General features: G+C 51.2%; 13 protein-coding genes and 1 pseudogene. 8 read left to right on the top strand and 6 right to left on the bottom strand.

The window, feature by feature from the left end; all coding sequences use genetic code 11:
- Window positions 1-2: 2 nt before the first annotated feature.
- The 4 genes from ACE1SE_RS04735 to ACE1SE_RS04750 all read right to left on the bottom strand — a co-directional run bounded on the left by ACE1SE_RS04735 (window position 3) and on the right by ACE1SE_RS04750 (window position 2,318).
- A complete protein-coding gene (locus ACE1SE_RS04735) occupies window positions 3-413 on the bottom strand; it encodes a hypothetical protein (protein WP_338803403.1) in 411 nt (136 codons plus the stop codon).
- Entirely contained in the window at window positions 406-591 is a 186-nt protein-coding gene (locus tag ACE1SE_RS04740; RefSeq protein ID WP_374052861.1) for a hypothetical protein, read from the bottom strand. Before ACE1SE_RS04740 ends, ACE1SE_RS04735 begins: the two co-directional genes overlap by 8 nt.
- A gap of 110 nt (window positions 592-701) precedes the next feature.
- Window positions 702-908 carry a helix-turn-helix transcriptional regulator gene (locus ACE1SE_RS04745; RefSeq protein WP_338803401.1) on the bottom strand — a complete coding sequence of 69 codons (207 nt, stop codon included), beginning with the start codon at window positions 906-908 and terminating at the stop codon, window positions 702-704.
- A 138-nt stretch (window positions 909-1,046) separates the two neighbouring features.
- Window positions 1,047-2,318, bottom strand: coding sequence for a tyrosine-type recombinase/integrase (locus tag ACE1SE_RS04750; protein ID WP_374052862.1), 1,272 nt, complete (start codon window positions 2,316-2,318; stop codon window positions 1,047-1,049).
- A 187-nt stretch (window positions 2,319-2,505) separates the two neighbouring features.
- Here ACE1SE_RS04750 and ACE1SE_RS04755 point away from each other — a divergent pair.
- The 7 genes and pseudogenes from ACE1SE_RS04755 to ACE1SE_RS04785 all read left to right on the top strand — a co-directional run.
- Window positions 2,506-3,069 (top strand): annotated as a pseudogene (locus ACE1SE_RS04755) (TIGR03749 family integrating conjugative element protein); the annotation flags it as partial.
- Window positions 3,059-4,459: a TIGR03752 family integrating conjugative element protein gene (locus ACE1SE_RS04760; RefSeq protein WP_374052863.1), complete on the top strand. Its 1,401-nt coding sequence runs from the start codon at window positions 3,059-3,061 to the stop codon at window positions 4,457-4,459. The pseudogene ACE1SE_RS04755 and the gene ACE1SE_RS04760, both read left to right, overlap by 11 nt.
- The gene (locus ACE1SE_RS04765; RefSeq protein ID WP_374052864.1) at window positions 4,459-4,815 is read left to right on the top strand and encodes a hypothetical protein; all 357 of its coding nucleotides are present in this window, start codon (window positions 4,459-4,461) and stop codon (window positions 4,813-4,815) included. Before ACE1SE_RS04760 ends, ACE1SE_RS04765 begins: the two co-directional genes overlap by 1 nt.
- Window positions 4,803-5,204 (top strand): TIGR03751 family conjugal transfer lipoprotein, encoded by a 402-nt coding sequence (locus tag ACE1SE_RS04770; RefSeq protein WP_374052865.1) that lies wholly within the window; start codon window positions 4,803-4,805, stop codon window positions 5,202-5,204. The genes ACE1SE_RS04765 and ACE1SE_RS04770 overlap by 13 nt, the downstream gene beginning before the upstream one ends.
- Complete coding sequence (locus tag ACE1SE_RS04775; protein ID WP_374052866.1) at window positions 5,204-7,951, top strand: conjugative transfer ATPase; 2,748 nt, start codon at window positions 5,204-5,206, stop codon at window positions 7,949-7,951. The genes ACE1SE_RS04770 and ACE1SE_RS04775 overlap by 1 nt, the downstream gene beginning before the upstream one ends.
- A 73-nt stretch (window positions 7,952-8,024) precedes the next feature.
- The gene (locus ACE1SE_RS04780) at window positions 8,025-8,498 is read left to right on the top strand and encodes a hypothetical protein (RefSeq protein WP_374052867.1); all 474 of its coding nucleotides are present in this window, start codon (window positions 8,025-8,027) and stop codon (window positions 8,496-8,498) included.
- Window positions 8,499-8,602: 104 nt separating this feature from the next.
- Entirely contained in the window at window positions 8,603-11,845 is a 3,243-nt protein-coding gene (locus tag ACE1SE_RS04785) for an Ig-like domain-containing protein (protein WP_374052868.1), read from the top strand.
- An 89-nt stretch (window positions 11,846-11,934) separates the two neighbouring features.
- Here the strand turns inward: ACE1SE_RS04785 and ACE1SE_RS04790 are convergent, their stop codons facing one another.
- The gene (locus ACE1SE_RS04790) at window positions 11,935-12,564 is read right to left on the bottom strand and encodes a GAD-like domain-containing protein (protein ID WP_374052869.1); all 630 of its coding nucleotides are present in this window, start codon (window positions 12,562-12,564) and stop codon (window positions 11,935-11,937) included.
- On the bottom strand, window positions 12,564-12,722 hold the full coding sequence (locus ACE1SE_RS04795; protein WP_374052870.1) for a polymorphic toxin type 15 domain-containing protein: 159 nt from the start codon (window positions 12,720-12,722) through the stop codon (window positions 12,564-12,566). Before ACE1SE_RS04795 ends, ACE1SE_RS04790 begins: the two co-directional genes overlap by 1 nt.
- A 15-nt stretch (window positions 12,723-12,737) precedes the next feature.
- Here ACE1SE_RS04795 and ACE1SE_RS04800 point away from each other — a divergent pair, with 15 nt between their 5' ends.
- Entirely contained in the window at window positions 12,738-12,929 is a 192-nt protein-coding gene (locus ACE1SE_RS04800) for a hypothetical protein (protein ID WP_374052871.1), read from the top strand.
- Window positions 12,930-12,983 lie beyond the last annotated feature (54 nt).

The following is a 12,983-nucleotide window of genomic DNA, read 5'->3' on the forward strand; positions in this document are numbered from 1 at the left end:
GTTCACTCGTCCTCACCATTAACTGCCGCATAAAGCGAATAGTAGATTTCCTGATTGATATCACAGGCCAGCGACAGCAAATCACGTAACTCTTCCGAACAGTGTTGGTTGGCCTGTTCAAGCACGGTTTCATATAAAGACATGCACAAACCAGCCCGAAACGATGCCTGATCCAATGAATCGGATTTTCTGTGAACAAGGCCATTTAATAATTTATTCATCGGCGGCTGCGGTGCATGTTTCAACAAGGCGCGGTGAACCTCATGATGAATGCTGTGCACCAGAGCAATCAGGTTATTTAAGTTGATTTCGCAGCGCTCATCTTTGGCTTTTTGGCTAATGAACGTGAAGAGTGAAACGCCCAAACTCGCACGATGTAGGGCCTGTTTTAGTGAGATCGGTTTCTTACTCATAGCTCACCTCCTGAAAAGAAACAGCTATCAGGGAAGAGCAGCCAGCTAGCAAAGACGTTTCATGTTCACTATTCGCCAACATAGTGAGAGCAGGAGAGATATCAGACAATTTTTGATTGCCTGATGCTTTTTGGTGTGTAAATTTAGGACGAGTTTGGTTAGACTGTGTATCAGCCATCGTTTTTACCTCACTTAAACGGTTTTGGTTAAACGCCTCAGATGTGTCCAACCACACTGGGGCGTTGTGTTTTATAGTTCGTTTCTTTTTATGTCATGTTCTCTTATTAGTTATGCTGCCCGTGATTCGGCGATCCGCTGAGCAATCCAGTTATCAATTTCTGCTTCAATAAAAGCGATGGAGCGCGGGCCAATTTTAACTTGCTGTGGAAATGCGCCGTCACTAATCAGTTTGTAGATCCACGCTTTGCTGTAACCCGTTCTGCGTTGTACTTCCGGCAGACGGATCAGGCTGGTTTTCAATGCTGCCATTGTCATGTTTTATTCTCCTGTTACCGAGTCCTTGAGCGCTCATCGTGGACGTTGTTGGATGACAGGCGGATTATTGAAAAAAACAAGACATAATGAATAGCGTTAACTCTTTTTCTCCCGATGAGAATTAATTGTTAGGTTGTATTATCGGTTTTTTCGGTCGCGCAGCGGTTTGGCGAAGTCATAGGGCGTGATGAATTTTTCCCGGTTTGCGTCCAGATAATCCGCCCACCACTGCATCATCAGCCGCCGTTCATCCAGATGTTTAGACGTGTGGATATACGCTGCTCTAACGCTGTTTCGTTCGATATGGCTGAGCTGGCGCTCGATGGCGTCATCGCTCCAAAGACCTGATTCCCCCATTGCCCCGCGTGCCATTGTGCGGAATCCGTGTCCACATATCTCGGTTTTAGTATCGTAGCCTATGTTGCGTAAAATTCTGTTAACTGTTGCTGCATCTATAACTTTCGTGGAATGGTGAGCGCTGGGGAACATCACATCACCGTTACCGCTCAGTTTGTGCAGGGTTTTGATAAGCCGAACCGCCTGATGGCTTAACGGCACGATGTGCTCAGTTTTCATTTTCATGCCCCGTTCAGAGAATTTAACGCCTTCAATGGCTTTTCTTGTGGCAGGAATTTTCCACACGGCATTTTCAAGATCGATTTCCTGCCAGCGGGCGAATCTTAATTCGCTGATGCGAACAAATGATAATAGTGTCAGCTCGACGGCTATTTTGAATATTAAGCGTCCACGGTAGGCGGATAAGCGTCTCAGGAAATCATGTAAATCTTCGTGGGGCAGCGCCGGGCGGTGGTGGCATTTTGCGGTAGTCAGTGCGCCGGCCATGTCGTTAGCGGGATTGAATTCCAGAATATCATTCTGGACGGCGTATCGCATAATTGCAGTGATACGTTGGCATAAACGTTGAGCGGTATCATGCTTGCCCTGTTCATCAATGGCTTTGACCGGAGCTAACAGTTGGCTGGTGCGTAATGTGGTAATGTCACGAGAGCCAATGCTGGGGAAAATATATTTTTCAAGGTTATGTAGTATTATCTGACGGTAATTTTCATCCCAGCGCTTATTACTGGCATGCCAAACACGGGCGACTTGTTCAAAGGTGTTCACTTTAGCCGGAGAAGACGTACTTTTTTTCTCTACTTTAGGGTCAATGCCCTGCGCCATCAGCTTTTTAGCTTCATCGCGTTTAGCACGAGCTTCGGCTAATGACACTGCCGGGTAGACACCAAACGCCATCCGGTCTTCTTTTTTATCGGTGGGGCGATGGTACTTCATGCGCCAATATTTAGATCCGCGTGACGTGATCTCCAGATAGAGACCACCGCCATCGGCTAGCTTGTAAGTTTTTTCTTTGGGTTTTGCGGTTTCAACCTGTCGGGCGGTGAGTTTCATTATTAGAGCATCTCTGTAATCGAATAATAGTAATCATCAAATGGTAAGTGCCCCAGATTATGCCCCTCGCTGCATATTGATTGCAACAGACTAAACGAGACGTAAAAGTAAGAGATCACACTGATTTTGTTGTAGTTTATAAAAATTATTTTACTTAGCTAGACTTCACTGGAAGTGGAACTGGTTCCAATTGCAGGACAGTGAAAACGGCGAAATCATTTTACTGGATGTGACCGCAGGAAAAACCGATGCCACTGAACCGGTACGCATTATTTACCCGAATGAAAAACAACCTGCTTCAACCGAAAAATCACAACACCAGAGTAAACCCCAATTATCTGCGCCCGTTCCGGTGGCCTTAATCCGCTATGCCGCGCAGCAATTGTATGCCCCATTACGTACCGTCGAGCCGGTGACCGGCATCCAGCCGGTGAATCTGCATTTACCTGAGTTTATCACGACGCTTTACCCGTCAGAGCCGATTGAAATTACCCCGCTGGCCGGCTGGAGACTGCACCATCACACAGTGGCAGCACTGAAACTGCGCAATCCCACCCAACGAAAAATCACCCTCGACCCGCGAGAATTACAGGGGCAGTTTGTCGCGGCCACGTTCCAGCATCGCTGGCTGGCTGAAACGGGAACGCCGGAGGATACGACGGTATTGTACCTGGTCACAAAAGGGCAGCCGGATAATACCTTTATTCCTGAGCCGGTATCGGTGAAACCGGGAGGCCGCCATGGAAGTTAAGTCTAATGCATTGGTGAAAATACTGGTGCCGGTGGTATTGCTTATCGGCGGGGTTATTGGCATCAAAAGTTGCCGTTCAACGGAAAGTGCCGCGCCCGGCACGACAGCGGATCATGTGCTGGCCACGCTGTCACCGGAAGAGTTGCAGGCGCTGGGGGTCGGGGGCGATACGCCGGAAGATACCCTGCGTACCCTGATAGGCGCCCTCAATAAAGTGCGGGCAGAGCAGAAACGTTTAAGCCAGCAGAATGCCGATATTTTAAAAGAAAATAACCAGTTAAAAAGTCAGAATCAGGATGTTGCCAGCCAGATAGATACGGCGGTTGCGGCTATTCGTCGGGACGATGAACAGCGTCAGCGCACGTTGCAGGATGAGCAGCTGGGATTACTGGCACAGGTTGATTTACTCACCGAGCGGTTAAATTCAGCACCGTTGCCTGCTCAGAACAGCCAGATGCCACCTGGGTGGGAGTATGCGGCTAATCCGGTCAAGGGGCAGGATGAACTTATCTGGGTGACACCGGCCGATGAAAAACCGGTTGATCCCCCAAACGGGGCTGACGGCAAACCTGCCGCTAAATTCCCGACTTCTTTTTTAAGTGAACAACCGGCAACGGGGCAAAATACCCCCCCGATCCCTTTGCTGAAGGAAGAAAACCAAAAACCGGTCTATACCCTGCCGGAAAATGCCACGCTGGCAGGCAGTCAGGCGATGACTGCGTTGCTCGGTCGGGTGCCGGTCAATGGCACAGTGACAGACCCTTACCCGTTCAAGATCCTGATTGGCAAAGATAACCTGACCGCCAACGGTATCGAACTGCCGGCAGTGGAAGGGGCGGTGGTGTCCGGCTCGGCCAGTGGTGACTGGACCCTCTCCTGCGTACGCGGGCAGGTCAATGCCATCACGTTTGTGTTTCAGGATGGCACCGTGCGTACCCTGCCGGGCAAAGGGCAAAACCCGCAGGGTATCGGCTGGTTGTCGGATGAAAACGGCATTCCCTGTATCAGCGGTGTGCGTAAATCCAATGCCAGCACCTATCTGCCAACGTTGTTTGCCCTCTCGGCCATGAATTCAGCCGGGGATGCCTTGAACGAAAGCCAGCGTACCGCCCAAACCAACGGTACCGGCGGTATCACATCCGCCTTAACAGGCAATGCCGGACAGGCGGCACTAGGCAAAGCGATATCCGGGGGGATGAAGGAGATGGGCGAATGGCTCAAACAACGTTACAGCCAGACGTTTGATGCGGTTTACGTGCCGCCCGGTGCCGGCGTTGTGGTGCATATCACCCAGAGTCTGACGATAGATTACGAAACGAAAGGCCGTAAGGTGCACTACGGCGTGAGTGAACCTGCTCAATATGATACTAATCAGGAAGCCTTAGATTAATGGAAAAGCCTGTCTTTCAATGGCTGTTCAGTGCAAGCCAACCCTATTGCCTGCAAATTAACCGCCCCCCACACGCGGAACCTGTACCGGTTCAGCTCTGCTGGCGGCCTGCCGATAAAAAAACATTCCGGCTCTGTCTTGCCATCGGCAATGCGTGTCAACCGCTGGGTGACGGTGATTTTACTGTTTTTCGTCTGTCAGACACACAGTGGCAATCCGTGGTGGCAGGCAACAGCGGGGCTGAACCGGAACAGTGGGAGCACCTGGCGTTTACGGTATCGGAACTGGCTGTCCATCCTGAGTTTGCCACCTTTACCGCCATGGGCACTACGGAGGTTCAGCGATGCGAAAAATAAACGCGGTTGTCGTGTTGTGTCTGTCAGGGCTGATGGCCGGTTGTTCCACCTCGAAAGACACGTTGCTGCCTGCCGGAAAGCAGACGGTGCTGGCGATGTGGCAGGGCAATAAAGCCGGTCACACGCCCGTGCAGGCAAGCACCGCATTGCGCAGAACGTTGACCGGGACTGAACGGAGACGAGCGCTGGAAGCGCCCTATCATTACCGCCGTTCGGCTGAGCAGGAAATCAGTCAGCAGTTTCCCCGTCTCCCCAACCCCGATATGGTGATGTATGTGTTTCCGCATCTGGCCGCCGGCAATACGCCGATACCGGGCTACAGCACCGTGTTCCCGTTTTATCAGCAGGTGCAGTACGCCCTGCCGGGTGAACGTACGGAGGCGCTGTGATGGAAATCCCCAAACCGCTGCACCGCCCCGGCCAGCTGCGAGAAGCCGATGAAGCCGCGATTTACCGGGCCAACCCTTCCATTATCGATTATCTGCCCTGGGTGGAATATCTGGAAGACGGTCAATGCCTGTTGCTGGATGATGGTGTCTCCGTCGGGGCAGTCTACCGCATCGAACCGGTGGCGACCGAAGGGCGTCCGCTTGAACGACTGGTTGAAATCCGGGATCAGCTGGAAGATGCGATCCAGGACAGTCTGGAGGAAGACGATATCTCACCGTGGGTGGTGCAATTTTTTTGTCAGGACGAAGATGATCCTGCGGCCTATCTCAATACATTACGGGATTACGTCAAACCCTGGGCGCAAGGGACCGCGTTTACGGCGGCCTTTCTGGCTGAATCTGAGCGCCACCTGAACAGCATTGCCCGGCCTGAGGGCATCTTTCAGGATAGCCTGATCACCGGGCAACCGTGGCGGGGGCAGCAGCGCCAGACGCGCATGGTCGTCTATCGCTGGCTGCCTGCTCACCAATCACAGGCAAACCACTCAACGTTATCTTCAGTGGCCGCACTCAGCCAGGTCTGCGAGCGGCTGGTGTCGTCACTGGCGGCGGCGGGAATTGTGGCTGTCCGGCAGCATGGCGCGCAGATCCACAGTTGGTTGTTACGTCATTTTAATCCATCTCCGGATTGGGGCATGGCAAAAGCCGATTTCTACCGCACGGTCAGTGATGAAACGCCCCCGCAGCCCGATCTCCCGCTTCATCATGATTTTGCCGAAAGCCTGTGGTTTACCCCGCCGGTGTCTGATCCTGACAATGGCATCTGGTGGTTTGATGGCCTGCCACATCAAGCGGTGCCGGTTGAACGTCTGCGCCGTCCGCCAGAACCGGGCACGCTGACGGGGGAAGTGAAACGGGGGGATAATATCAATGCGTTGATGGATATGATGCCGGAAGGCACCGTGGTTTCTTTGACCATCGTGGCGCAGGCTCAGGATACGCTGGAAGCGGATTTTACCCGGCTGGCAAAAAATGCGGTGGGGGAAAATACCGGATCGGCGCGTGTCCGGCAGGATGTGCAGGAAGTCAAAGCCTTACTGGGACGACGCCATAAACTGTACCGCAGTGCGCTGATCTTTCTGGTGCGGGGCAACGATATCACTGACCTGAACCAGCGGGTGCATCAGCTATCATCAACGTTACTGACCGCCGGATTACAACCGGTGCGACCGGAATTCAGTGTGTCCCCGCTGAATGCCTATCTGCGCGCTTTGCCGATGGGGTTTAATCCGCAGAAAGATAAGAAACACTGGTACAGCCGCCTGAGCTGGGTGCAGCATCTGGCCGGACTGATGCCGGTGACCGGCCGTTCAACCGGCACCGGGCACCCGGGGTTCAGCTTCTTTAATCGCGGTGGGGCACCGCTGACCTTCGATCCGATGAATAAACAGGATCGCACCCAGAATGCGCATTTATTATTATTTGGCCCGACCGGGGCAGGTAAATCCGCTACGTTGTGCGCCTCCCTGGTGCAACTGATGGCCATCCACCGACCGCGCCTGTTTATTGTCGAAGCCGGCAACAGTTTTGGTTTACTGGCCGATTACTACGCCAGTCTCGGGCTGACGGTGAATAAAATCGGTATCAAGCCCGGTTGTGGGGTGAGTCTGGCGCTGTTTGCTGATGCGCACCAGCTGCTGCAACTGAGTCCCGGACAACTGTGTATTCATGAAGCCGATATTCCGGATGCCGATGAATCGCAGGATGACGGGGATGAACAGCGTGATATTCTGGGTGAGATGGAAATCGCGGCCCGGCTGATGATCACCGGCGGTGAGAAAAAAGAGGAAGAGCGTTTAACCCGTTCCGACCGGGGGTTAATTCGTGAGGCCATCATGGTGGCGGCACACACCAGCCATGCTGAGGGACGCCAGATGCTGGCTTCTGACTTACAAAATGCGCTGTATGCTATCGCCCGCAATCACCGGCAGGATGAGCATGGGCAACCTTTAATTACGGCACACCGACGGGCGCGGGCAGATGAAATGGCCGGCGCCATGTCGATGTTTACCCAGGGTTTTGAAGGGGAGCTGTTTAACCGTCCCGGCACCCCGTGGCCGGAAGTGGATGTCACCCTGATTGATTTGGGCACACTGGCACGGGAAAACTACTCGGCGCAAATGGCGCTGGCGATGGTCTCACTGATTAATACCGTCAATAACCTGGCCGAACGCGATCAGTATCAGGACAGGGAACTGCAACTGGTGATTGATGAAGGGCATATCACCACCACCAACCCGCTGCTGTCGCCCTATATGACCAAGGTGGTGAAAATGTGGCGTAAACTGGGCGCCTGGCTGTGGCTGGCGACGCAAAACCTCGCCGATTACCCGGATACGGCTGAGAAAATGCTGAATATGGCCGAATGGTGGCTGTGCCTGACCATGCCCCCGGATGAAGTCGAACAAATCGCACGCTTCAAAAAACTTAACGAAGAACAGAAAGCTGTCTTGCTCTCCGCCAGTAAACTCCCCCGCTGCTATACCGAAGGTGTGGTGCTGGCGAAAAAAATCGAAGCGTTGTTCCGGGTCGTGCCCCCGAGCCTTTATCTGGCACTGGGGATGACGGAAAAAGAAGAAAAAGCAGAACGGCGGGCGTTAATGCGCGAGCATCAGTGCAGTGAACTGGAAGCGGCTGTGTTAGTGGCCAGAAAAATGGATGTTGCGCGGGGGTTAAAACTGACATAACGATTTAATCTTATTATCGGGTATATTGACTGACGTTACCTCTCTTGCCTAAAAAAGTGAGATGAATATAAGAATGAAAAAACATCAATCCAATCATGGAAAAAAGAAACTTTATCGCCGGGTCAATACGACAACTCATTTCGTTTTTCATCATGGCGGTGAATATCGATGGGAACGAGCCAGACAAAAATTAATCAGGGAAGATATGCCCTGCTTTCTGTCTATGAAAGGCAAGCAAAAACGCGGCTTAGATTACACGCCACTTTTTATGTTTTTATTGAGTAAAGTCGGCGAAAAATGGGATGCAATTCACAGTGAAGCCATTCAGCGACTGGACAGTCCAGAACCTTTATTTTGGCTAGTGGCGTTACATGAGCATGAACAACGAGAGTATATCCGCTGTGGTGAATCCAGTTATTACAACGGGTTGTTCGTCGATGGATCAGGTTTTTTAAGGAAGGTAAACCCAAATCTGTCAGTAAATGATATTCCTGTCCAGTGTCAGTGCTGTACGCATACATTTAACGGGGTTCCTGTTCATCGCTGATCCAGGTAATTTTCACCATGAGAAAAAGAATTAACCGCAGTATTTGACGCCCTTTTTCTGCATGTTACCCCTTTCAGTATGAATGAAAAGGGTCACAATCCGTGGTGCAAAAAAAACAATCCACCTGGCACAATAGAACAAAATGGCTGATTATTAGCGGGTTAAGTCTGTCGCTGAGTTTTCCCGGCCAGGCCAGGCCAGAAGATCAAAACCAAGATCTGCCGGCACAAAAACTGGCCGAAATCACCACCCAGTGGGGGCAACTGACTCAATCGCAGTCACCCAGCGAAGCGGCAAAAACACTGGCTGCCCAGCAATTATCGTCTGCGGTGACATCAACACTGACACCGTGGTTGAACCAATACGGCAATGCCCGCCTCACACTGCCTTTCGACAGCCATTTTGCGTTAAAAGACATTGCATTGGATGGATTGCTGCCTTTTTATCACTCGGTTTCGGGTACCGCATTCAACCAGTCAGGGGTAAAAACCCACCACGGCCAGACAACAACCACACTTGGATTCGGCTATCGCTATGTCGCCGATGACTGGCTCTGGGGTGCCAATATCTTCTGGGATGCGTTGTGGCCGGAGCAGCATCACCGTTACAGCATCGGGCTGGAAGCCTGGCATGATAACGTCAAACTGTCTGCCAACCTTTACCAGCGCTTATCTCACTGGAAACCCGCCCGGCTCACCGATTTCGATGCAAGACCGGCCAATGGCTGGGATATTCAGGCCGAAGCGTATTTGCCGGCTTTTCCTCACTGGGGCGGGCAGTTGACGTATGAACACTATGATGGGCAGCAGGTTGCCTTATTCGGTGGATCCGAACGCCAGAAAAATCCGTACAGCGTCATCGCCGGGCTGACTTACACGCCAGTCCCCTTAGTCACACTGGGTGCCGATTTTCGGCAGGGTAAGCAAGGGGTCAGTGAGAACCGTTTTACCCTGAACCTCAATTATCGGTTGGGTGTTCCGTTCAGCCATCAGCTTGACCCGAACGCCGTCGCTCCCCTGCGTAGCCTGAGATCCAGTCAGTGGGATTTTGTGAACCGGCGCAGTGATATAGTACTGGATTATCAGAAGCAAACGTTGCTGACACTGGCTTTCCCTGCATCAATCAACGGATATGAAGGCAAGGAAGTGACCTTTGTACCGATTATCCAATCCCAATATCCTCTGGCACGTTTAGCGCTGGATACGGCTGAATTACAGCAGGCAGGCGGAAAAATACTTGATCAGCAACCAGGTAAAGTGACATTACGGTTGCCGAAAACCACGGAAAAGCCCGTCCGGCTTTCGGGAATAGCTATCGACAGCCGGGGTAACCGCTCCAACCGGGCAGAAATCCTGCTAGTGAGTCTGCCGACCGAAAAACAATTACAGGTGACAGCGAATAAAACGCAGGCCAAAGCCGATGGTCATGACAGTGTGCTCTATACCGTCCTTGTCATTGATCAGGAAGGCGCTCCTGTTTCCACTCAGGCTGTTATCTGGTCAAGTGATAAAGGCGAATTATCCCAAACCCGGCAGGATACGGATGCGCAGGGGCAGGCATCGGTCGTGCTGCACAGTCGTCAGCAGGGGCTGCACACAGTACGTGTTTCCGTGGATGGAGAGGTTGCTGTTGCACCTTCAGTCCAGTTTGATGCGGTGCTGATACCCGAAATCACCATTGATAAGCACAGCGTTAAGGCGGATGGAAAAGCAAGGGTAACCTTGACGGTCACGGTTAAAAACGCCGGTGGTCAACCTGTGCCCAATCAGGCTGTTGGCTGGCAAACCAGCCTGGGGCAGTTCTCCGCATTTTCATTAATGACTGATGCGAAAGGGCAGGCCACCGCCTATTTAACCAGCAAAGTATCAGGAAATGCAGAAGTTGAAGTGGCGGTTGGCAGTGAAATGGTGATGGTTTCTCCGATTACTTTTATCGCTTCGTTAACGCACACACTTCAGGCGGACAAACAAATCGCGATGGCCGATGGTCAGGACAGCATTCTTTATACGGTGAACGTGCGCGATGCAGCAGATCACCCCGTTGCCCACGGCAAAGTGCAATGGTCTGCGGATAACGGGCAACTGCTGGACAGGCAAGAGCAAACAAACAGTCAGGGAGAAGCGACAGCCCGGTTAATCAGCCGCATCGCAGGGAGGGCAACGGTGAAAGCCGAGGTGGCGGGAAAAACCCTTGATGCTGCTCCGGTGACGTTTGAACGCCGGCTGAAACCCGCTATCACGGTGGACAAAGTCAGGGCTAAAAGTGATGGGCAGGATACGATTGTGTTAACGGCTATAGTGCGAGATTCATTGGGATCACCTGTGGCAAATCAGCCGGTGAGTTGGCAAGCAGATCACGGTGTGTTGTCTTCAGAATGGACACAAACCGACCCTCAGGGGCAAGCGCAGGTTCAGCTGAGGAGTACGTTTGCAGGGGAGCACCAGGTTCAGATCCAGGTCGGCGATCATAAAGTGGCTGCCCCTATTGTCACCTTTGATGAAGTGCTGTTATCCACCATTCGGGTCAATAAAACCCGTGCTGCGGCGGATGGCGAAGATCGGGTGACTTTTACTGTCACCGTTACCGATATTCATAGGCAGGGGCTTGCGGATAAAGCGGTTGACTGGTCTGGCAACCTTGGCGAGATGATTTTTGCAGAAGACAGGACAGACCGTCAGGGAAATGCAACAGCAACCCTTGTCAGTCGTCATGCTGGACAGGCTTCGGTCACTGCTGAAGTGGGTGCGCAGCAAGTCGCTTCTTCTGTGGAATTTATCCTGCCGTTACGCCTGGTTGATACCGTTGCCGTTGACCGCCAGGGCGGCAATGCCAACCAGAAATCGTTTGGTCTCCGGGGGCCTTCCGTACTCTGGCGTGGCGCAAAATTTCGCCTTATCACGGCCGGCAATACAGGCCGGGTGAACTGGCAGAGTGATTCACCCTCGGTGACGGTATCGGGGGATGGGGTGACGGTGCAACAAAATCCTGACGGAGTCAGGCTCACCGGTACTGATGAGACCGGGCAACAGGTCGCACTGACCTTGACGGTTCACACCTGGTTTGAGCGCTCCGGCCTGACAAAAGACTTTTATTCTCATGCGAAACAGCTTTGCCAATCACTCGGCAGCCGGATTGCCACCAAATATGCCCTGGAACGGCTCTATGAGGAATGGGGGAACTTTTATCTTTATGATGGCTGGGCGCGGGAATTTTACGTGACATCAACGGATTATCTGGCGGCCAGCTCAGGTTCAGCAGAGCATCAGGCAAAATGGGCGTTTTGGGCAGAAACAGACCGGTGGATGCGAAATGGCTGGCCGATGACAGGATTTGCGTGTGGTAAGTAATGCTATTTAACACCGCTCTAATACATTTAAGGGGGAGTAAGTGGCTGCCGATACAGCCACTTTAGCAATAAATATCAGAAAGTAAATAATCAAATCTCTTGAATATCTGGATCTGCAAATTGACGAAGAATATCCAAATGGATACGCATGTCCAATTTTCTGACATTTTCGAGTTTAATTTCACCACCTAATACAACGGCAGGCTCAAAACCGAAAATTTCATTTTCATTTAATGGGCCATATTTTTTAACTGCTCTGGAAAAAACACCAGTTTTCCCACTTCCAGTTAAATCAAAAGAGCGTACAGTTCTGTTAGCAAAAAAGACACCAACATCTAAATCTTGATTACTTTTTTTGTAGAATTCTTTTTTTACATGAATAATGGTATTAAAAACACATGATATTGACACATTCTTACCAGTTGTTTCACCTATAAGATAAAGATCGCCAAAGCCACTTTTAGCAATAACATGATAGGCGTCCATTGATTCAAATGGGGTATCTTCTAGCCACATATCGACAATATCTTCATAGTCATCGGGGTTTACAATGCTAAATAATCCATCTTGGTAGCTGTTCCAACCTTCAGTTTCCCAGTAGTGCAATAATTTATTGGGTAATTTTCCCCTCCATTTTTCTACAGTTTCAGAAGGAACTGTTCTATGCTGTGTCGCTTCTCCAAGGTCTTGAATAAAACATTCGAAAAATTCATCACGCATTATTTTTTCCCCTTACCCCGACATAATTCTAATTGAATGTTCATCTTAGCGTCACCCAATCCACTGTCAACTGCCTCTTTCGCTGCATTATCAAGAGCTTTTATTCTTCCGCCTTTCCAGCTACCGCCTATGGCACTGTTAATTCCAGAATCACCCATTTTTTTAGGTGTATATTGCCCATAGCCTCCAAATATGCACTCGAACAGCTCTACGAGGAATGGGGGAGTTTTTATCTCTACGATGGCTGGGCGCGGGAGTTTTGTGTGACTTCCATGGATTACCTCACCGCCAGTTCAGGTTTTTCAGAAGCTCAGGCTAAATGGGTCTTTTGGGCAAAATCGGATAGCTGGGTGCGCAATGCCTAGCATCATTTGGCGTTTGCGTGTGGTCGGTGGTGGAAGTGCGTTAAATTGGGCTTG

The organism is Xenorhabdus taiwanensis, from assembly GCF_036512875.1.
Classification (GTDB): domain Bacteria; phylum Pseudomonadota; class Gammaproteobacteria; order Enterobacterales; family Enterobacteriaceae; genus Xenorhabdus; species Xenorhabdus taiwanensis.

What these genes read in the sequence shown, in the direction of transcription:
- ACE1SE_RS04735 (WP_338803403.1), bottom strand. Translation starts at nt 413, where the DNA reads ATGAGTAAGAAACCGATCTCACTAAAACAGGCCCTACATCGTGCGAGT.
- ACE1SE_RS04740 (WP_374052861.1), bottom strand. Translation starts at nt 591, where the DNA reads ATGGCTGATACACAGTCTAACCAAACTCGTCCTAAATTTACACACCAA.
- ACE1SE_RS04745 (WP_338803401.1), bottom strand. Translation starts at nt 908, where the DNA reads ATGACAATGGCAGCATTGAAAACCAGCCTGATCCGTCTGCCGGAAGTA.
- ACE1SE_RS04750 (WP_374052862.1), bottom strand. Translation starts at nt 2,318, where the DNA reads ATGAAACTCACCGCCCGACAGGTTGAAACCGCAAAACCCAAAGAAAAA.
- ACE1SE_RS04760 (WP_374052863.1), top strand. Translation starts at nt 3,059, where the DNA reads ATGGAAGTTAAGTCTAATGCATTGGTGAAAATACTGGTGCCGGTGGTA.
- ACE1SE_RS04765 (WP_374052864.1), top strand. Translation starts at nt 4,459, where the DNA reads ATGGAAAAGCCTGTCTTTCAATGGCTGTTCAGTGCAAGCCAACCCTAT.
- ACE1SE_RS04770 (WP_374052865.1), top strand. Translation starts at nt 4,803, where the DNA reads ATGCGAAAAATAAACGCGGTTGTCGTGTTGTGTCTGTCAGGGCTGATG.
- ACE1SE_RS04775 (WP_374052866.1), top strand. Translation starts at nt 5,204, where the DNA reads ATGGAAATCCCCAAACCGCTGCACCGCCCCGGCCAGCTGCGAGAAGCC.
- ACE1SE_RS04780 (WP_374052867.1), top strand. Translation starts at nt 8,025, where the DNA reads ATGAAAAAACATCAATCCAATCATGGAAAAAAGAAACTTTATCGCCGG.
- ACE1SE_RS04790 (WP_374052869.1), bottom strand. Translation starts at nt 12,564, where the DNA reads ATGCGTGATGAATTTTTCGAATGTTTTATTCAAGACCTTGGAGAAGCG.
- ACE1SE_RS04795 (WP_374052870.1), bottom strand. Translation starts at nt 12,722, where the DNA reads ATGGGTGATTCTGGAATTAACAGTGCCATAGGCGGTAGCTGGAAAGGC.